Raw genomic sequence first — 17,649 nt, 5'->3', positions numbered from 1 at the left:
GCAGAGTAGTCTCTCCCCCTTGTGGGGAGGCGTTGGGGAGGGGTTTTCTCCCAGGTCAGTGTTTTCCTTATACCGCTCAATCGCGTTTGAATGCGGCTCAAGGCCCTGCCTCTCCCATCACGGCAGCGTGTAGGCGATCACATAATCACCGGGCTTGGTGCCGACCGAGCCGTGGCCGCCGGCGACCATGACGACATATTGCTTGTTGTCGTCGGTCGTATAGGTCATGGGCGTTGCCTGGCCGCCGGCCGGAAGGCGCGCCCGCCAGAGCTCGCGTCCGTTCGTCACGTCGTAGGCGCGAAGATAATTGTCGACCGCCGCACCGAGGAAGGCGACGCCGCCCTTGGTCAGCATCGGTCCGCCGATGCCGGGCACGCCGACCTTGAAGGGCAGCGGCAGCGGCGTCATGTCGTGGACCGTGCCGTTCTTGTGCATATAGGCGATCTTGCCGGTGCGCAGATCGACGCCGGCGACATAGCCCCAAGGCGGCGCCTGGCAGGGGATCTGCATCGGCCCGAGGAAGGGACCCATGAAGACACCGTAAGGCGCGCCGTCATTGCGGTTGAGCCCCTGTTCGCTGCCCTTCTCGTCCTGGCCTCGCGGCGGAATGTCGGCCGCCGGCACCAGGCGCGAGGTGAAGGCGAGATAGGTCGGCATGCCGAACATGATCTGCCGCTCCGGATCCACCGCCACCGAGCCCCAGTTGAAAGTGCCGAAATTGCCGGGGTAGACGATCGTTCCCCCGAGAGACGGCGGCGTGTATCGGCCCTCATAGCGGTAGCGGTGGAAGTCGATACGGCAGAGGAGCTGGTCGAACAGCGACACGCCCCACATGTCCTTTTCCTTCAGCGGCTCGGGCGAAAAGGTGAGGTCGGAGATCGGCTGCGTCGGCGAGGTATGATCGCCGGTGACCGCGCCGCCGGGCGCCGGGATTTCCTTGACCGGGATGATCGGCTCGCCGCTGCGCCGGTCGAGCACATAGAGATCGCCCTGCTTCGTCGGGCCGACGAGGGCAGGAACCACGCTGCCGTCGGGTTTGGTCAGGTCGATCAGCGCCGGCTGGGCCGGCACATCCATGTCCCAGAGGTCGTGATGCACCGTCTGGCGCACCCAGCGCAGCTGGCCGCTGGCGATATCGAGCGCAACGATCGAAGAAGAGAATTTCTCGACATTGTCGCTGCGGCCGATGCCGATCTGGTCGGGCACCTGGTTGCCGAGCGGGATATAGACCATGCCGAGCGCCTCATCGACGCTGAAGACCGACCAGCTGTTCGGCGAATTGGTCGTATAGGTCTGGCCATCGGCGATCGGCGTCGTTACGTCCGGGTTGCCGGAGTCCCAGTTCCAGATCAGCGCGCCGGTCCTGACGTCGAAGGCGCGGATGACGCCGGACTGCTCCTCGGTGGAATAATTATCGTTCACCGCCCCGCCGACGATGATCTTGCCGGCCACCGCGACCGGCGGCGAGGTCGAATAATAATAGCCGGCCGGATTGAAGCGCATGCCGGTTTCCAGATGCAGCACGCCCTGATCGGCAAAGCTGGTGCAGATCTTCCCGTCGGCCGCATCGAGCGCGATCAGCCGGGCGTCTGAGGTCGGCAGATAGACACGCTCGGCGCAGGGCTGGCCGGCGGCGACATCAGGATCGGCATAATAGGTGACGCCGCGGCAGGTCTGGTGCTGCCGGTTGGGATTCATGCCCGAATTGGCGTCGTATTTCCATTTCTCCTTGCCGGTCTTGGCGTCGAGCGCAATCGCCCAGTTATGCGGCGTGCAGAGATAGAGCGTGTCCTTCACCTTCAGCGGCGTCACCTGATAGGTCGTCTCGCTGATATCCTCCGGCCGTTTGACGTCGCCGGTCTGATATCGCCAGGCTTCCTTCAGAGTCGAGACATTCTCGACATTGATCTGGTCGAGCGGCGAATAGCGCTGGCCAAAGGGCGTGCGGCCATATTGATGCCATTCGCCGTCGGGCACGTTCCCGCCGAGGGCGGGGGTGGCGGCGGCCGCATCCTTCGGCAGATCGCCGGCCAGATCGTGCGGGTCCGTCGTCATCGAATAGACGGCGACGAGGATGGCGAGAATGACGGGCACGGCGAGCGGCCATGGATTGGCGCCGTAGGTGATGCCGGTCGGGCTGCGAAAGCCGAGCGGCCGGCGGATCCACGGCGTCAGCAGCCAGAGGCCGAGCAGGATGATGACGCCGCCGCGCGGACCGAGTTGCCACCAGTCGAAACCGACCTCCCAGACCGCCCAGGCGAGCGCTGCGACGACGAGCACCGCATAGACCCAGAGCGCCGCCGCCTTGCGCATTAACAGTAGTCCGGCGGTGATGAGGAACATCAGGCCGGCAAACAGATAGAAGATGCTGCCGCCGAGCGTGATGAGCCAGAGCCCCCCGCCACCGAGCGCGACCCCGATGATGATGAAGAGAATGGAGGTGATGACGAGCGCCATAAGGCTGTCTCCCGCTTGGGTTAGCCGGGTGGGGGATCAGCGGAAAAGTACCGCCGGTCAGGCAGATAGAGCGAGGGAGATGCTATTCAACGGCTGCATTTGCCGCAGGCGGGTGTCACGGTACGGTTGTATTGAAGCCGCTTACGTCCCGCAGAAAGTCTGCAGCACCCGTTCCTCCGGCTTCGGAGGTTCCATATAGGCGGTGAAATCCGGCTGGTTTTCGTAGGGCTTCGACAGCACGGTCAGCAGCGCCTCGAACAGCGAGAAATCGCCGCGCTCGACCGCGGCCTCGAGCGCCTGTTCGACCCGGTGATTGCGGGGAATGAAGGCTGGATTGACGCGGCGCATGGCGCTGGCGCGTTCGACCGCCGTCTGCGGATCGCGCGACAGTCTCTCGCGCCACTGCATCAGCCAGGGCCGACAGGCCTCCGGTTCCCGGAAGCTCCTGGCAAAAGCGGGCTCCGCGCCGTCGTCGCCGGCAAGATCGGCGAGCCGCCGGAAGGCCAGGGTGAAATCGGCGCCCTGCGCCTGCATCAGCGACAGCAGCGCCTGGACGAGGTCGAGATCGCCGTCCTCTTGACCGGCAAGGCCGATCTTATCGCGCATGCCGGCCAGCCACGCAGCCTGGAACCGCTCGCCATAGGCCCGGATCACCGCATTGGCCTTGTCGACCCCCTTGTCCGGCTCGGTATCGATCAGCGGCAACAGCGTTTCGCCGAGTCGGGCAAGGTTCCACTGGCCGATGGCCGGCTGATTGGCATAGGCATAACGGCCATGCTGGTCGATCGACGAGAACACGGTCGCAGGGTTATAGACATCCATGAAGGCGCAGGGGCCGAAGTCGATCGTCTCGCCGGAAACCGTCATATTGTCCGTGTTCATCACGCCATGGATGAAGCCGACATGCAGCCAGCGGGCGATCAGCGCCGCTTGGCGCTCCGCGATTGCCGAGAACAGCGCGAGATAAGGTTCTTCGGCCGCCTTCAGTGCGGGATAGTGCCGGTCGATCACATAGTCGGCGAGGGCCCGCACACCGTCGGTGTCGCCTCTCGCCGCGAAATACTGGAAAGTGCCGACCCGGATATGGCTTGCCGCGACCCGGGTGAAGACGGCGCCTGGCAGCACCTCTTCGCGATAGACCGGGTCGCCCGTCGTCACGGCCGCCAGAGCCCTGGTGGCGGGAATGCCGAGCGCGAACATCGCCTCGCTTATGATGTATTCCCTGAGCACCGGTCCGATTGCCGCCCGCCCGTCGCCGCGCCGCGAAAAAGGCGTCGGTCCGGCGCCCTTCAGCTGGATGTCGAAACGATTGCCGCTGCGGTCGACCACCTCCCCGAGCAGGATCGCCCGCCCATCGCCGAGCTGCGGCGAGAAGCCGCCGAATTGGTGCCCGGCATAGGCCATCGCCAGCGGTTCGGCCCCTTCGGGAACGAGATTGCCGGAAAAGATCGCCGCGCCGTCGCGACGCAGCGCGTCGACGTCAAGCCCGAGCTCGGCGGCCAGCGGCTCGTTCAGCTTGATGAGCCAAGGTTCGGTTACCGGTGTCGGCGTTTGCGGCGCAAAGAAGCGCTCGGGCAAGCCGACATAGCTGTTGTCGAACGGAAAGGCCGCGCCGGACCGGATTTTCTGCGGGGTCGAGGTCATTGTTCATAGGTAGGGCCGGGGTGCCCCGCGTGCAAGCCGGTCTTGCGGCCGGATCGATCGGCCGTCACGCAGATCGCGCCGATGCAAGGAATCGTGATCCGCTTTTACCTCTCGTCAAAGCTGCTTTGCCATAAAGGACATAGCCCCGCCATGATCTCGGGCGTATAGCAGATCGTCTCCCCTTGGCCCTGCGCCATGTCATCCCCGCGGCCTTGCTGCTTCCTCTGCTCCGCCGCGCCACCGTGAGTGATTCCGGACGATGTCGGATCAGATTTACCAGGCGCCGATGGTTCGGCGCGCCGCGCCCAATTTCCGGGTGATCGCGATGATCGTCGCGAGTGCGATGCTGATGGAAAATATCGATGCGACCGTGCTGGCGACCGCGCTGCCCACCATGGCTCGCGATTTCGCTGTCAGCGCCCCGGCCATGTCGATCTCACTGACCTCCTATCTCCTCAGCCTGGCGATCTTCATTCCGGCCAGCGGCCGGATGGCCGACAGTTTCGGTTCGCGCACTGTCTTCAGGGCGGCGATTGCCGTCTTCGTCATCGGCTCCATTCTCTGTGCGCTCGCGCCGACGCTGCCCTTCCTGGTCCTGGCCCGGCTGCTGCAGGGCATGGGCGGCGCAATGATGATGCCGGTCGGCCGGCTGGTGCTGATGCGCAGCGTCGACCGCAAGGATATGGTCAGCGCCATGTCCTGGCTGCTGGTGCCCGCGCTGATCGGCCCGATCGTCGGCCCGCCGCTCGGCGGTTTCATCGTTACCTATCTTGACTGGCGCTGGATCTTCTACATCAACGTGCCGGTCGGCATTATCGGCATGATCTTCGTCTCGATCTATATCGACGAGGTGAAGGGCAAGGCGCCCGGCCCCTTCGATACGATCGGCTTCATCCTCTCTGGCATCTCGCTCGGCTCGCTGCTCTTCGGCTTCGAAATGTCGAGCCATGAAGGCGAGGGCGCTTTCTCGATCTTCCTGATATCAGTCGGCCTGCTCTTCGGCCTCGCCTATCTCAGGCATGCCCGCAGGCATCCATCGCCGATCATGGATTTTTCGCTGATGAAGGTGCCGAGCTTCGGCACCTCGGTCATCGCCGGTTCGCTGACGCGCATCACCCAGGGTGCGCAGCCTTTCCTGCTGCCGCTGCTCTTCCAGATCGGATTCGGCCTGTCGGCGGCTGCGGCCGGCCAGATCGTCATATCAACCGCGCTCGGCGCGCTCGCCATGAAACCGATGGCGCGGTTTGTTTTCAGGCGGCTCGGCTTCCGCAGAAGCCTCGTCGTCAACGGCATTCTCGGCACGGCCGGTTATGCCCTCTGCGCCGCCTTCCGGCCGGATTGGCCGATGCCGCTGATTTTCGTCGTCCTGGTGCTCAGCGCCTTCTTCCTGTCGTTCCAGTTCACCGCCTACAACACCATCGCCTATGACGAGATCGAAAAGGAGCGGATGAGCTCGGCCACCAGCTTCTACACCACCTTTCAGCAGCTGATGCTGTCGCTCGGCATCTGCATCGGGGCCTTGGCGCTGCACGGTTCGATGGCCTTCAACAATGTCGAAACGCCGTCGCTGGTCGATTTCTCCACCGCCTTCATCGTCGTCACCATCATCTCGATCACCGCTACCGTCTGGAACCTGCGTTTCTCGCCGACCGCTGGCGAGGAGATCAGCGGCTATAAGGCCAGAGGGATAAAGGTGCCTGGAGAAACAAAGGCTTGACGCGCGTCGCTTGAATCAAATTCTGAGCCAGCCTTCAGTCCTTATCCTCCATGTCAGCCGCGATTTCCGCGAGCTTGCGCACGGTGTTGAGATTGCGCGAGGTCCCGGGCTTCAGCGCCGGCAGCTTCAGTTTCGAGCGACCGGACCCATTGGGATAATGCACATAGATCTCCCGTCCGGCCAGCTTCGCCTCCTCGCCATCGGGCGCCACCATTTTGTCAAGCGCATCGCCGGACGCCTTTTCGGGCAGGAAGTAGACGAGCAGGAAACTCGGCTTGGCGTCGGGGAAGGGCGCGTCGGCGGCAATCGCCTCGAGTTCTTTCCGGCTGCGCACCATCACGCCCGGCCGCTTGCCCATCTTCTGTCCGAGCGCCGCGTCGAGCTTTTCCTCGACTGCCGTTTCGGACGCATCCGAGCGGAACAGCACATTGCCGCTCTGGATGTAGGTTTTCACGTCGGTAAAGCCGAGGCCCTCGCAGATCGATCTTAGTTCAGCCATCGGCAGCGACCCGGTGCCGCCGACGTTTATGGCGCGGAGGAGGGCGATATAGACGGGCATTTCTGTCTCCTGGGCTGTGCCGTGTGGCATGCCCCAACCCTCACATCTTCCCCGCCACCTTGATCGCAAACGCATACTCGAACGCGATCTCTTCCAGCCGCTGGAAGCGCCCCGAAGCGCCGCCATGGCCAGCGTCCATATTGGTCTTGAGCAGGATCGGCGCTTCGCCGGTTGTCTTGTCGCGCAGTTTCGCCACCCATTTGGCCGGTTCCCAATAGGTGACGCGCGGGTCCGTCAGGCCGCCGAGCGCCAAGATCGGCGGGTAGGGTTTTGCGCCGACATTGTCATAGGGCGAATAGGCGGCGATCTGCTCGTATTCTTCCTTGCTGTCGATCGGGTTGCCCCATTCCGGCCATTCCGGCGGGGTGAGCGGCAGAGTGTCGTCGAGCATGGTGTTGAGCACGTCGACGAAGGGAACGGCGGCGATGATGCCGGCGAACTTCTCCGGCGCCATGTTGGCGACGGCGCCCATCAGCATGCCGCCGGCCGATCCGCCCTCGGCGATGATCTTCGCGTAAGAGGTGAACTTCTGTTGATTCAGATAATCCGCCGCGGCGACGAAGTCCTTGAACGTGTTCGTCTTCTTATCCATCTTGCCGTCTTCGTACCAGGCAAAGCCCTTGTCCTTGCCGCCGCGGATATGGGCGATGGCATAAACGAAGCCGCGGTCGGCAAGCGACAGGCAATTGGTGTTGAAGCCGGCCGGAATGGTAATGCCGTAGGCGCCATAGCCGTAGAGCAGGCAGGGTGCTGAGCCGTCGAGCGGCGTATCCTTGCGATAGAGCAGGGTGACCGGTACTCTCTCGCCGTCCCAGGCCGGGGCGAAGACGCGGCGGGTGACGTAGTCGTCGGGATTGTGGCCGGAGGGCACTTCCTGCGTCTTCAACAATGTGCGCTCGCGCGTCACCATATTATAGTCGTAGAGCTGCGACGGCGTCGTCATCGAGGAATAGGAGAACCGGATGACATCCGTATCGTATTCCGCCGCGCCCGAAAGCCCCAGTGAATAGGCTTCTTCCGCAAAGGCGATCGCATGTTCCTCGCCGGTCGCCCGGTCGCGGATCATGATCCGCGGCAGCCCGTCCTTGCGCTCCAGCCACAGGAGGTGGCGGGCATAGGCCATGTGGCTGATGATCAAAGTCCCGGGCTTATGGGCGACGACTTCGCGCCAGTTTTCCTTGACCGGATTGTCGACCGGCGCTTCCATGATCTTGAAATCCTTGGCGCCGCCGTCATTGGTCAGGATGTAGAAGACATCGCCGCCTTCTGTCAGCGAATATTCGATGCCTTCCTCGCGCGCAGCCACCAGCTTCGGCTCGGCCGTCAGGTCCTTGGTCGACAGCAGCCGGTATTCGCTCGTTTCATGGTCGTGAATATCGATATAGATGAAGTCGTCGAGCAGCGAGCCGCCGACGCCCATGAAGAAGCCGGCATCGGCTTCCTCATAGACCAGCCGGTCTTCCGACTGCGGCCGGCCGACAATATGGTGGAAGACCTTCGACGGCCGGTGGTTCTCGTCGAGCGCTGAATAGAAGAAGCTCTTGCCGTCTGGCGCCCAGACGCCGCCGCCGCCGGTATTCTCGATCCGGTCCGTAAGATCTTCCCCGGTCGCGAGATCGCGCACCTTCAGCGTGAAGAACTCCGATCCCTTGTCGTCATAGCCCCAGATGCCGCGGCTGTGGTCGCTCGAATGGTCGAGGCCGGCGAGGCGGAAATAGGCCTTGCCGGCGGCTTCTTTGTCGCCGTCGAGCAGCACCGTGCGGATCGTCTCGTCGGCAACGTCGCCGTCACGGGGAATGCGGAAATAGCGCGGCTGTTCGCCGCCGGTGACATAGAACGTGCCATAGGCATAGGCGCCATCCTTCATCGGTACCGAGCTGTCGTCTTCCTTGATGCGGCCGCGCATTTCAGAAAACAGCGCTTTCTGCAGCGGCTTGGTGTCTTCCATCGCTGCGTTCATATAGGCGTTTTCGGCTTCGAGATGCCGGCGGATCTCGGGGTCGAGGATCGACGGATCCTTGAACATCGCCTGCCAGTTATCGGCGCGCAGCCAGGCATAGTCATCCGTGCGGGTAATGCCGTGGCGCGTATCGGAGAGGGGCTTTTTCGGTGCGGCGGGCGGTGTCGGCAGGCTCTTGAAAACGGACAAGGAATTGGCTCCGGTGGGAATGTCGGGTTGGCAAGAGATAGAGGCGCGCCGTCGCCGGATCAAGCGGCTAGGCTGTGCCAGGGGTGCAGACGGCCTTCCACAGCCGAGGAGACGGCACCGCTCGCCCTGCCTTGATGTCACCACAATATTTAAGGAGGTCCGCTATCACAGAGCGAATTTTGCACGTGCCCAGCCCCCGGCAAGCCGCCGGTGGCAGGATGAAGACTGTACAACAGTAAGGGATTTCCTCCGCAATGCCGAAACGCCTTCTCCTGTTTGTATCCCTGGCCGGCTTGGCTGCCCCCGCTTTTGCCGTCGACCCGGCCATCAAGAAGCAGCTGGAAAAACTTGATCCCTCCACCCGCCTGGAACAGAGCTGCGACACGGAAGCGATGAGCCGGATCAACAATGACAGCACCGGCTTCAAGCCCGACAAGGTGATCGCCTATACCTTCAAGGACCCGATCGCCGGCGACAATTCGCTGCAGGCGCCGGGCGCGGTCTTCCGCAGCAAGGGTGATTGGTATCATCTTTCCTACAATTGCATCACCGGCCCGCAGCATATCAACGTGCGCGAACTCGACTATCAGATCGGCGAGAAAGTGCCGCGCGAGAAATGGGACAAATATTATCTCTACGATTGATGCTGCTGCATCCGTCCGGGCTACTGCGGTGACATCCGGCCACATGGCGCCATGCAAAAATACCCGCTAGAATCGCCGGATCGAACCTTAGAAGCCCTGATATGAACCGCATCCTCGTCGTTTCGGCGTTCCTTCTGGCCGCGATCTCAGCCGCATCGGCGGACGAGTTGTCGTTGGCGCCGCCAGCTGCTCCGCTCTCGAAGGCGCCGGCGATCAAACTTGTCGAGCCGCATCTGCATATCGCCCGTTCCAACATAGCGGGCCATGCCCGCATCGCGCTCACCTTCGACGCCTGCATGGGGCAGGCGGACGAACGCATCCTTTCGACTCTGGTGCGCGAGCGCATTCCGGCAACGATCTTCGTCACCGCCCGCTGGCTGAAGCGCAACCCGCAAGCCCTTGCCGTCTTCCTGCAGAATCCCAATCTCTTCGAGATCGAAAACCACGGCGAGAACCATATTCCGGCCATCGATACGCCGATGCTCGTCTATGGCATTGCCTCGGCCGGCTCGCCGCAGGCGGTGAAGCAGGAAGTCGAAGGCGGCGCCGCCGCCATGGTCGCATCCGGCATTCCCGCACCGCACTGGTTCCGCGGCTCCACGGCCAAATACGATCTTTCTGCCATCGGCGAGATCCGCGCCATGGGCTATCGCATCGCCGGCTACTCGGTGAACGGCGACGGTGGCTCGCTGCTCGGCGCTGTCATCACCGAAAAACGCATCGCCTCGGCCAAGGACGGCGATGTCGTCATCTCCCACATCAATCAGCCGACCCATGCGGCCGGGGAGGGAGTGGCAAAGGCGCTGGTTGATCTCAAGATGAAGGGCGCGGAGTTCGTTCGTCTGGAGGATGTCGAGGATATGGGCGACGACAAGACGACGGAATAGAGCTGCGGTTGAAGGTGTACCGTGTGGCACGGCACAATAGCCAAAGCGAAGCCTCTACCGCAACGCATCCCCAGTCCCCAACCTATCGTCACCAAACCGCCGTATCCCTGGTCCTTCCCGGTCGAGCGCGAAATCCTCGAACCAGTCGCGATGAATCCCAGCAATCATCGCCCCGACCATCTGGGCGGCGAGATAGGAGAAGGTGATGCCGTTGCCGCCATAGCCGTGGGCGGCGAAGACATGCGGCATCCCGGGCGTCGGGCCGATCAGCGGCAGGCCATCGGCCGTTTCGCCGAAGGTTCCGCCCCAGGCATGGGCGATGCGGGTATCGACTCTCGGCCATAACCGCTTCATCTTCTCCTGGACGGCGCTGATCTTGGCCGGCAACTTTCGGTCCCGCGCTGCGGCATCGGTCGTACCGTCGTCCTCGCCGCCGGCGACGATGCGATTGTCCGCGGTCGTGCGCATGTAGAGGTAGGGATGGCTGTCCTCCCATAGCAAAGCCCTGTCGCGCCAGAACGTGGCGGGGTTCTGCGGCACGGTGGCGAAGGCCCAGCTCGAACGTGTGCGGTGCAGCTTCGGCATGTCGAGGCCCGGCATCGAATAGCCGGTCGCCAGCACGACATGCCGCGCCTCGATGACATAGGCGCCGTCCGTCTCCGCCGTCACGCGATCGCCTTCGCTGTGCAGTGCGGTCACGGAGGCGCTGACCGGCTGCGCGCCGCGCCTGATGGCCATCGCGATCAGCGCCCAGGTGAGCAGCAGCGGATCGGCTTCCGCCGAACCCGGCGAATAGATCGCTCCATCCCGATCGAGCTCGAATTGCGTGAAGAGATCGGGATGTTCGAGATAGACGCCGGGCAGGCCCGCCCGTCGGCGAAGCTGGCGCTCTTCCCTGAGGTCGCGGGCGCCTTCCAGATTGCAGGCGAGATAAAGCGTGTTGCGCGGCCGGAAGCCGCAGGCCACTCCGTTCGCTGCGATCAGCTTCGAAAGACCGGCGACGGCAGCGGCGCTGCGGCGATAGATTCCCGCCGCTCGTTCGAAGCCGTAATAGGCCTCGAGCTGTGTGAGCGTGCTGTCGATTTCCCATTGCAGCATCGCGGTGCTGGCGGCGGTGCTGCCGAAGCCCGGCTCTTCCCGGTCGATGATAACAACGGAAAAGCCACGCGCCGTCAGATGATCTGCGATCAGCGCGCCGGTGATGCCGCCGCCGATCACCGCGACATCGGTCGAAAAGCTCTGCGCCATCGGCCGCCATTGCGGACGTATGGCATTCTTTCCCCAGAGCGAATGGCCGCTGACCATCTGGTCATGATCGGATTCGTCGAGATCGAGATCGGACGCCACTTATGTCTCCTCGCGTGATTACTTCGGCAATTGCGGCTGCGGTTTTTCCTCGATCAGCAGTTCCTCGATGATGGTCATGACGATCAGCGACAGCGGCAGCGCCAGCATTGCGCCGACGGCCCCCCACATCCAGGTCCAGAACAGGATGGCGAGGAAGACGATAAAGGGATTGATTTCAAGCCGCCGCCCCATCACCGCCGGGAAGATCAGGTTCTCCATGACGAGATGCACCGTGAAGAAGGCGGCCGCCGGCACCAGACCGACGATGAAGCCGTCATAGGTGATGATCCCGGCGATCGCGACGGAAAGCGTCATCAGCGTGATGCCGAGATAGGGGATGAAGCTCGACAGGAAGGCGAAGAAGCCCCAGAGCACCGGCGCCGACAGCCCACTTGCATAGGCGATGACGGTCATGACGACGCCAAGCCCGACATAGATCAGCGAGGCGGTGGCGAAATAGAAGCCGAGCACCTGCTCGACGCCATTGATGACGCGGATCGCCGCCAGCCGCTGCGGGCGGGTGCGGAAGGTCATGATGATGGTCTTGCGCAGATTGACGCGGCTGGCAAGAAAGAGCAGCAACGCGGCGAAGAAGATCAGCCCCTGTATCAGTGCCGGCGTCAGGCTGGTTGTCACCACATGCAGCACGTTGCCGGTGTTTTCGAGCAGCGCGCCAATCGACATCGGCCCGCTTTCGAATGTCGCCGGCGTGATGTGCAGCCATTCGATGCGCTCCAGATAGGGCATGATGCGGCTGATCATCCGCTCGATGAAGGCGGGGGCTTCGTTCGCAAGCGTCGCCAGCGGATCGGCAAGCGAACTGACCAGCAGGACGATGACCAAAGCGACTCCGCTTGAAAGAAGGAAAGCGTTGGCAAGCCTTGGCACACCCATTTTACTGAGGTTTTCAGCGGCGAGGCCGAGGATCATGCCGACGACGACGGCAAGGGTGACCGGAATAAGAATCAGCGACATCATGTAGACGGCGGCAAGGCCGAGGATGGCGAAAATGCCGATGATCGCCCAGGCCATGCTGATGTCGAGCCCGTCCTTCTCAAGCCGATGCACCGGCGGCGACGGCAGTTCCTCCGCTGCCTCCTGCAACGACTGAGCCCAGGCGCTGGTTTGGCGTTCGCCGATGGCGATCTTCTTTGCGTGTTTGCGGATGCCGTTGGCGATGCCCATGTGGTGAGGTCCCCGAAGCCCCATTGCTTCGCCACAAAAACGCGCTGATGCGGTTCCGGTTCCGCGGCCATGGCGCTGTCGTAAAGACATCAGTCCGCCTGCAGGCAAGGGCGCTGATCGCGGAAGTGTCCGCTCCTTCTTCGGCTCGCGCCGATTTGATCCTGCCGCCGGAACAACCTCGCAGGCGCTGGCGTTCGGTCTCGGAAGGAGAGTGCTCATGATTGCAGATCCCGATCAGACGAAAACCACCGAGACCTATTCGACCGATCCCCCTTATGCGGACGAGGCGAGGTTGAAAGCCGCCGATCAGCGGCGTTGGTGGGTCTGGACCGTTCTTGCGGCGGGCGCGGCAGTTCTCATCATTGCCGGCGTGAGCGTTGCGATCTGGCCAAACCCCGGCAACAATGATCCGACCGCGACGGCTTCGACCAGGGCGGATCCGATCAACACGCAGCCCTCCGGTCCCGGCGCCTTCAACAACGACCCGGCCTCCGGCCCTGCACGACCGCCCGAAGCGACAGACCGGTCGCCAACGCCGAGCGGAAACGGCGGCGGACCGACGCAGGTGACGACGCCATCAGGAACCGAGAAGGTCCAATAGCACAGGCTCAGGACGAAAGCGTCAGGCCGATGCCCCAGGGATCTTTGAGGAAGACGCCGCCATCGCGCTTCTCGCTGTTGATCTCCAGCGCGTCGAACCTGGAGACCGCCGCGTCGAGCGTCGCCTTATCGTTGAAACGGATCCGGTAGTCGGAAAGCCCGGTCATATTGTCGGCGCGGGCGGTGGCGCCTCGGCTGTTCCAGATGTTGGCGGCGAGATGGTGGTGATAACCGCCGGTCGCAAAGAAGCTCGCGCCGGGATAACGGGCCATCAGCTTGAGGCCGAGCACGTCCCGGTAGAAGGCGTCGGCCTGCGGGATATCGCCGACCTGCAGGTGCAGATGGCCGATCGCCGTTCCCTCAGCCATGCCGTCCCAGCGATCACTGGGCGCGCTGTCGTAGAGCGCCTGCAGGTCCAGACGCCGCGTCGCCATTTCGACCATGCCGTCCTGATGGAATTTCCATTGCTCGTGCGGCCGGTCGGCATAGATTTCGATGCCGTTGCCCTCGGGGTCGGAAAGATAGATCGCCTCGCTGACGAGATGGTCCGAGGCGCCGTCGAGCACGACATTGTTGTGGGCGGCTTGACGCAGCCAGCGCGCCAGTTCGGTGCGATCGGGCATCAGGAAGGCTGTGTGGAAAAGGCCTGCGGCATTCCGCGGCGCGACTGTCGCGTCCTTTGCCGTCGTTAGCGTCAGCAGCGGATGACCCCCGACCCCCAGCACTTCGCCGCTCGTCGTCTTCTCGATGACCTTCAGGCCGAGCATCGACTGATAGAAGCCGGAAACCAGGCCGAGGTCGGTAACGACGAGATGCGACTGGTCGATGTGAGCAGGCCGCGTCAGCGCATAGGATGTTTCTGTCATCAATGGGTCTCCTGCCTCTGCAGTTGAAGCGTACCGGCGGTGGCGGCAACCATGCCGCCCGTGGCAAATCCGAGGAAGTCTCGCCGGTTCATGCGCCTGGTCTCCTCGGTTGCCGTACTTGATCTCTATATGGTCTATCCGGATTTTTCACAGAAGGCTTGTTTTTGAGGATGAAGCGTTGAGCAGATGTTGACGATGACCTGCACCGGCTTGATCGGAGTCAATGCGCCCGTATCTTCATCTGAGCAAGCTTATGCATCTCAGTCATGGAGGGAAGCCATGTACAGGAAAATCATAGTGGCGATCGCGCTCGGCAGCCTCGACAGGGGAGAGAACATTCTCCGCAAGGCCGCCTCGCTGCTCGACGCGGGCGGCCAGATTGTCGCGCTCAACGTCGTCGAGGATGTGCCGACCTATGTTGCGATCGAACTGCCAGCCAATATGCTCGAGGACGCCATGAAGGACGGCCGCGAGAAGCTGGAAGCGCTGGTCGCCGCAACCGGGATCGCGGCGACGATCGACATCCGCAACGGCCCGCCGGCCAAGGCCATCATCGCGGCCGCCGAAAGCTACGGCGCCGACCTCATCATCCTCGCCTCGCATATTCCGGATTTTTCCAACTATTTTATCGGCGCCACGGCCGACCGCGTCGTACGGCACGCCAAGTGTTCAGTGCTGGTCGAGCGGCAGAAGATCTGAATCTTCGCCGCTCCATTTTCGAGTGCTCTTCCCAGTCGTCGAGGCGGGGCAGACCTCGCGCGGTCTGTCACGAAGATTTACTGCCCGCGCGATGCGCCGCAGTTGCGCCCCCGCCAGTTCGGTGCGACCATCGCAATCGGGTACGAAACGGGTTGGCGTGCATGGCCGAGTTCAACGGCATTCGCTGGGCTTACGACAGATACGAGTTGATCGCCGACGGCATCGTCCATGGCGTCGGTCTCGTGTTGGCGCTGATCGGCGCCACCGCTCTGATCTTTTACGCCACGGTTTGGAGCTCCCACGGCGCGCTCGCCGCCGCCTGGATCTATGGCGTCGGACTGGTGCTGACGCTTGCCATCTCCTTTTCCTACAATGTCTGGCCGGTCTCGCGCACCAAATGGTTCCTGCGCCGCTTCGATCATTCGGCGATCTTCATCCTGATCGCCGCCACCTATACGCCTTTCCTCGAGCGCGGCGCCGACGATCCGCTGCTCTTCTTCATGCTGGTGGCGATATGGCTGTTCGCTGCCGTCGGCATCGTCCTGAAATGCGCCTTTCCCGGGCGCTACGACCGTCTCGCCATCCTGCTTTACCTCGCCATGGGCTGGAGCGGCGTGCTGGTGGCGGGGCCCGTCGCCGCGCGCATTCCCTCCGCTTCGATGCTGCTGATCATTATCGGCGGCGTCATCTATTCACTCGGCGTCATCTTCCATGTCTGGGAGAAACTGCGTTTCCAGAACGCCATCTGGCACGGTTTCGTCGTCATTGCAGCGGCCGTGCATTATTCCGCCGTCTTCGCTTGTTTCAGCCTGCCAATGCCGGGCTTCTGAGCTGCGGCCTGCCCGAGACCGTTCCGCAAGCCTTTCTCTGCCGTATCAGCCGTTTACATCTTTCGAACTGCGGCGTATGCCAACCCGCGCAGTCAATCCGAACCGGGTCATCATGACAGACGCCGTCCTCCTCCGCGACGCCACCGAAGCCGATCTTCCCGCCATCCGGGATATCTACAATCATGCCGTCGAGCACACGACGGCGATCTGGAACGAGACGCTCGTCGATCTCGAAAACCGACGGGAATGGCTGAGCGCGCGCAACGGCCGCGGCTTTCCGGTCATCGTCGCCGACAAGTCGGGTAAGGTCGCGGGCTATGCCTCCTATGGCGACTGGCGCGCCTTCGAGGGCTATCGCCACACGGTCGAGCATTCCGTCTATGTCGAGAAAGATCATCGCAGCGCCGGCATCGGCGAGGCCCTGATGCGCGAATTGATTGCGCGTGCGGCGGCCGCCAATATCCATGTGATGATCGCCGGCATCGAGGCCGACAACACCGCCTCGATCCGGCTGCACGAAAAGCTCGGCTTCCGTATTGTCGGCAGATTTTCCGAGGTCGGCACCAAGTTCGGCCGTTGGCTGGACCTCACCTGCATGGAGCTTCGCCTGCCCGGCGAGGCCGATTGACCTACTTGCTCGGGCAAGGCCGACGGAGGATGAGCGCTTGCCGGACGGAGTGACCGGCAAATCATTGCCGGAGCGGTCACTATCTTTTTATTGTATTCTGAGCTGTGTAGAAAAGAGAGGCCGCCTGCTTCGCGAGAGGCGGCGTGATAAGCGTCATGGAGTTCAACAGTTCAATGGTAATGCATAGATCGCCGCTCGGCCTCCTTGCCTTCCTTCTTCTCGCCGCTGCTCCGATTTCCTCGCGTGCTGCCGATTGTGGCAGCACGGCCTCGCCGAAGCTCGACTGGCAGGAATGCACGAAGAAAAACCTGATGTTGCAGGGCAGTGACCTCCAAGGCGCCAATCTCTTCAGCACCGATTTCTCGCTGACCGATCTCAGCGGTTCGAATTTCAAATCCGCCAATCTGGAAAAGGCGAGCTTGGTGCGGGCCTCGCTTGAGGGGTCACATGCCGAAGGGGCCAACTTCGCCAAGGTCGAGGCCTATCGCGCCAGCTTCGCCAATATTGCCGCCGAAGGCGCTTCCTTTGCCGGCGCCGAGCTGCAGCGCGCCAATTTTGCCGGCGCCCGGCTCTCCGGCGCGAGCTTCGAAAAGGCCGAACTCGGCCGCGCCGATTTCGACAAGGCGGTGCTGACGGGGGTGAAATTCTCTTTCGCCAATCTCTCCCGCGCTGACCTTTCCCACGCCACCTTCGAAGGCCCGTTAATCTTCGAGCGCGCCTTCATGTTCTTGACTCGCATCGAAGGCCTCGACCTCTCGGCTGCCGCCGGGCTCGAACAGGCACAGATCGACCTCGCCTGCGGTGACGCCTCGACCAAACTGCCCGCCGGCCTCTCGGCGCCGCCGACATGGCCTTGTCCGGCTGAGCACGAGTGATTACCAGGCGACACTATACGCCTATGGCAACACGCACGTCTCTCTGGGATGGTTCGGTTCGACTTAGTGGAGTTTGAACTCGCCCATGACGCGGCGCCACTCGTTCGGCCCGATCAGCCGCTGGTGGGTGTAGCGAACAGAATGCAACGGCCCGTCGAGGGAGGACTGCCAGAACTCGAGAAACTTATGCATCTCCGGAAAGTCCGGGGCAAGATCGTAATCCTGCCAGACATAGGTCTGCAACACGGATTCAAAATCAGGAATGCGATAGAGGATATGTGCAGTGGTCAGCCCATAGCCGTTCAGCTGACGTTCCAGATCTGAGGAAAATCGCATACTTCATCTCCGTTTCGTGACGCTCGAAAGGTGGCGCAAAATTTTGCAGCCATCAACGGATTTCTGAAACGCGTCCACCGTGTTTATTGTTCCTTTACAGGATGTTAGCAGCCACTTCGCACGAGTGCTAATTTTTTTATGGCGCCCTCTTGAAATGGAAAAACCGCAAAACCAGATCATTGCGCGCAGAACGCTCGATCGAGGTTTTGCACCCGCCCGGACTGGT

At 62.5% G+C, this 17,649-nt stretch carries 17 protein-coding genes; 8 read left to right on the top strand and 9 right to left on the bottom strand.

Annotation, left to right across the window (positions count from 1 at the left end; translation table 11 throughout):
* Window positions 1–117: 117 nt before the first annotated feature.
* Together J7U39_RS13380 and J7U39_RS13375 are read right to left on the bottom strand one after the other, a co-directional pair.
* Window positions 118–2,457 (bottom strand): glucose/quinate/shikimate family membrane-bound PQQ-dependent dehydrogenase, encoded by a 2,340-nt coding sequence (locus J7U39_RS13380; protein ID WP_210628625.1) that lies wholly within the window; start codon window positions 2,455–2,457, stop codon window positions 118–120.
* 141 nt (window positions 2,458–2,598) lie between these two features.
* Window positions 2,599–4,101 carry a protein adenylyltransferase SelO gene (locus J7U39_RS13375; protein WP_210628624.1) on the bottom strand — a complete coding sequence of 501 codons (1,503 nt, stop codon included), beginning with the start codon at window positions 4,099–4,101 and terminating at the stop codon, window positions 2,599–2,601.
* Window positions 4,102–4,360: 259 nt separating this feature from the next.
* Here J7U39_RS13375 and J7U39_RS13370 point away from each other — a divergent pair, with 259 nt between their 5' ends.
* Window positions 4,361–5,818, top strand: coding sequence for an MFS transporter (locus J7U39_RS13370; RefSeq protein ID WP_210628623.1), 1,458 nt, complete (start codon window positions 4,361–4,363; stop codon window positions 5,816–5,818).
* Window positions 5,819–5,852: 34 nt separating this feature from the next.
* Here J7U39_RS13370 and J7U39_RS13365 read toward each other — a convergent pair whose 3' ends face one another.
* The gene (locus J7U39_RS13365; protein ID WP_210628622.1) at window positions 5,853–6,377 is read right to left on the bottom strand and encodes a DUF1697 domain-containing protein; all 525 of its coding nucleotides are present in this window, start codon (window positions 6,375–6,377) and stop codon (window positions 5,853–5,855) included.
* 40 nt (window positions 6,378–6,417) lie between these two features.
* Complete coding sequence (locus tag J7U39_RS13360) at window positions 6,418–8,526, bottom strand: S9 family peptidase (protein WP_210628621.1); 2,109 nt, start codon at window positions 8,524–8,526, stop codon at window positions 6,418–6,420.
* Between the two features lie 254 nt (window positions 8,527–8,780).
* On the opposite strand from J7U39_RS13360, the gene J7U39_RS13355 reads away from it, so the two are divergent.
* Together J7U39_RS13355 and J7U39_RS13350 are read left to right on the top strand one after the other, a co-directional pair.
* On the top strand, window positions 8,781–9,170 hold the full coding sequence (locus tag J7U39_RS13355) for a DUF930 domain-containing protein (protein WP_064801273.1): 390 nt from the start codon (window positions 8,781–8,783) through the stop codon (window positions 9,168–9,170).
* A 101-nt stretch (window positions 9,171–9,271) separates the two neighbouring features.
* Window positions 9,272–10,057 carry a polysaccharide deacetylase family protein gene (locus J7U39_RS13350; RefSeq protein ID WP_210628620.1) on the top strand — a complete coding sequence of 262 codons (786 nt, stop codon included), beginning with the start codon at window positions 9,272–9,274 and terminating at the stop codon, window positions 10,055–10,057.
* 54 nt (window positions 10,058–10,111) lie between these two features.
* Here J7U39_RS13350 and J7U39_RS13345 read toward each other — a convergent pair whose 3' ends face one another.
* Both J7U39_RS13345 and J7U39_RS13340 read right to left on the bottom strand, forming a co-directional pair.
* Window positions 10,112–11,404 (bottom strand): FAD-dependent oxidoreductase, encoded by a 1,293-nt coding sequence (locus tag J7U39_RS13345; RefSeq protein ID WP_210628619.1) that lies wholly within the window; start codon window positions 11,402–11,404, stop codon window positions 10,112–10,114.
* Window positions 11,405–11,422: 18 nt separating this feature from the next.
* On the bottom strand, window positions 11,423–12,589 hold the full coding sequence (locus J7U39_RS13340; protein WP_210628618.1) for an AI-2E family transporter: 1,167 nt from the start codon (window positions 12,587–12,589) through the stop codon (window positions 11,423–11,425).
* Between the two features lie 217 nt (window positions 12,590–12,806).
* Between J7U39_RS13340 and J7U39_RS13335 the strand changes: the two genes are divergently transcribed.
* Window positions 12,807–13,190, top strand: a complete 384-nt coding sequence (locus J7U39_RS13335; RefSeq protein ID WP_210628617.1) for a hypothetical protein — start codon at window positions 12,807–12,809, stop codon at window positions 13,188–13,190.
* Between the two features lie 7 nt (window positions 13,191–13,197).
* On the opposite strand, the gene J7U39_RS13330 is transcribed toward J7U39_RS13335, so the two are convergent.
* Together J7U39_RS13330 and J7U39_RS13325 are read right to left on the bottom strand one after the other, a co-directional pair.
* A complete protein-coding gene (locus J7U39_RS13330) occupies window positions 13,198–14,058 on the bottom strand; it encodes a VOC family protein (protein WP_210628616.1) in 861 nt (286 codons plus the stop codon).
* Window positions 14,055–14,147: a twin-arginine translocation signal domain-containing protein gene (locus tag J7U39_RS13325; RefSeq protein ID WP_210628615.1), complete on the bottom strand. Its 93-nt coding sequence runs from the start codon at window positions 14,145–14,147 to the stop codon at window positions 14,055–14,057. The genes J7U39_RS13330 and J7U39_RS13325 overlap by 4 nt, the downstream gene beginning before the upstream one ends.
* 187 nt (window positions 14,148–14,334) lie before the next feature.
* Between J7U39_RS13325 and J7U39_RS13320 the strand changes: the two genes are divergently transcribed.
* From J7U39_RS13320 to J7U39_RS13305, 4 genes are all read left to right on the top strand, one after another.
* Window positions 14,335–14,754: a universal stress protein gene (locus J7U39_RS13320; RefSeq protein ID WP_210628614.1), complete on the top strand. Its 420-nt coding sequence runs from the start codon at window positions 14,335–14,337 to the stop codon at window positions 14,752–14,754.
* A 161-nt stretch (window positions 14,755–14,915) separates the two neighbouring features.
* Window positions 14,916–15,584: a hemolysin III family protein gene (locus tag J7U39_RS13315; RefSeq protein ID WP_210628613.1), complete on the top strand. Its 669-nt coding sequence runs from the start codon at window positions 14,916–14,918 to the stop codon at window positions 15,582–15,584.
* Window positions 15,585–15,696: 112 nt separating this feature from the next.
* Window positions 15,697–16,212 (top strand): GNAT family N-acetyltransferase, encoded by a 516-nt coding sequence (locus J7U39_RS13310; protein WP_210628612.1) that lies wholly within the window; start codon window positions 15,697–15,699, stop codon window positions 16,210–16,212.
* 173 nt (window positions 16,213–16,385) lie between these two features.
* Window positions 16,386–17,087 carry a pentapeptide repeat-containing protein gene (locus tag J7U39_RS13305; protein ID WP_210628611.1) on the top strand — a complete coding sequence of 234 codons (702 nt, stop codon included), beginning with the start codon at window positions 16,386–16,388 and terminating at the stop codon, window positions 17,085–17,087.
* A gap of 63 nt (window positions 17,088–17,150) precedes the next feature.
* On the opposite strand, the gene J7U39_RS13300 is transcribed toward J7U39_RS13305, so the two are convergent.
* Window positions 17,151–17,423 (bottom strand): usg protein, encoded by a 273-nt coding sequence (locus J7U39_RS13300; RefSeq protein ID WP_168294277.1) that lies wholly within the window; start codon window positions 17,421–17,423, stop codon window positions 17,151–17,153.
* Window positions 17,424–17,649 lie beyond the last annotated feature (226 nt).

The organism is Rhizobium sp. NLR16a, assembly GCF_017948245.1.
In the GTDB taxonomy this organism is placed as follows: Bacteria; Pseudomonadota; Alphaproteobacteria; order Rhizobiales; family Rhizobiaceae; genus Rhizobium.
The sequence above is the reverse complement of the archived record's forward strand: the minus strand, read 5'-3'. Positions and strand labels throughout refer to the sequence as shown.

Excerpts from the sequence above, each read along its gene's own strand:
- J7U39_RS13380 (WP_210628625.1), bottom strand. The coding sequence starts at position 2,457 with ATGGCGCTCGTCATCACCTCCATTCTCTTCATCATCATCGGGGTCGCG.
- J7U39_RS13375 (WP_210628624.1), bottom strand. The coding sequence starts at position 4,101 with ATGACCTCGACCCCGCAGAAAATCCGGTCCGGCGCGGCCTTTCCGTTC.
- J7U39_RS13370 (WP_210628623.1), top strand. The coding sequence starts at position 4,361 with ATGTCGGATCAGATTTACCAGGCGCCGATGGTTCGGCGCGCCGCGCCC.
- J7U39_RS13365 (WP_210628622.1), bottom strand. The coding sequence starts at position 6,377 with ATGCCCGTCTATATCGCCCTCCTCCGCGCCATAAACGTCGGCGGCACC.
- J7U39_RS13355 (WP_064801273.1), top strand. The coding sequence starts at position 8,781 with ATGCCGAAACGCCTTCTCCTGTTTGTATCCCTGGCCGGCTTGGCTGCC.
- J7U39_RS13350 (WP_210628620.1), top strand. The coding sequence starts at position 9,272 with ATGAACCGCATCCTCGTCGTTTCGGCGTTCCTTCTGGCCGCGATCTCA.
- J7U39_RS13340 (WP_210628618.1), bottom strand. The coding sequence starts at position 12,589 with ATGGGCATCGCCAACGGCATCCGCAAACACGCAAAGAAGATCGCCATC.
- J7U39_RS13335 (WP_210628617.1), top strand. The coding sequence starts at position 12,807 with ATGATTGCAGATCCCGATCAGACGAAAACCACCGAGACCTATTCGACC.
- J7U39_RS13325 (WP_210628615.1), bottom strand. The coding sequence starts at position 14,147 with ATGAACCGGCGAGACTTCCTCGGATTTGCCACGGGCGGCATGGTTGCC.
- J7U39_RS13320 (WP_210628614.1), top strand. The coding sequence starts at position 14,335 with ATGTACAGGAAAATCATAGTGGCGATCGCGCTCGGCAGCCTCGACAGG.
- J7U39_RS13315 (WP_210628613.1), top strand. The coding sequence starts at position 14,916 with ATGGCCGAGTTCAACGGCATTCGCTGGGCTTACGACAGATACGAGTTG.
- J7U39_RS13310 (WP_210628612.1), top strand. The coding sequence starts at position 15,697 with ATGACAGACGCCGTCCTCCTCCGCGACGCCACCGAAGCCGATCTTCCC.
- J7U39_RS13305 (WP_210628611.1), top strand. The coding sequence starts at position 16,386 with ATGGTAATGCATAGATCGCCGCTCGGCCTCCTTGCCTTCCTTCTTCTC.
- J7U39_RS13300 (WP_168294277.1), bottom strand. The coding sequence starts at position 17,423 with ATGCGATTTTCCTCAGATCTGGAACGTCAGCTGAACGGCTATGGGCTG.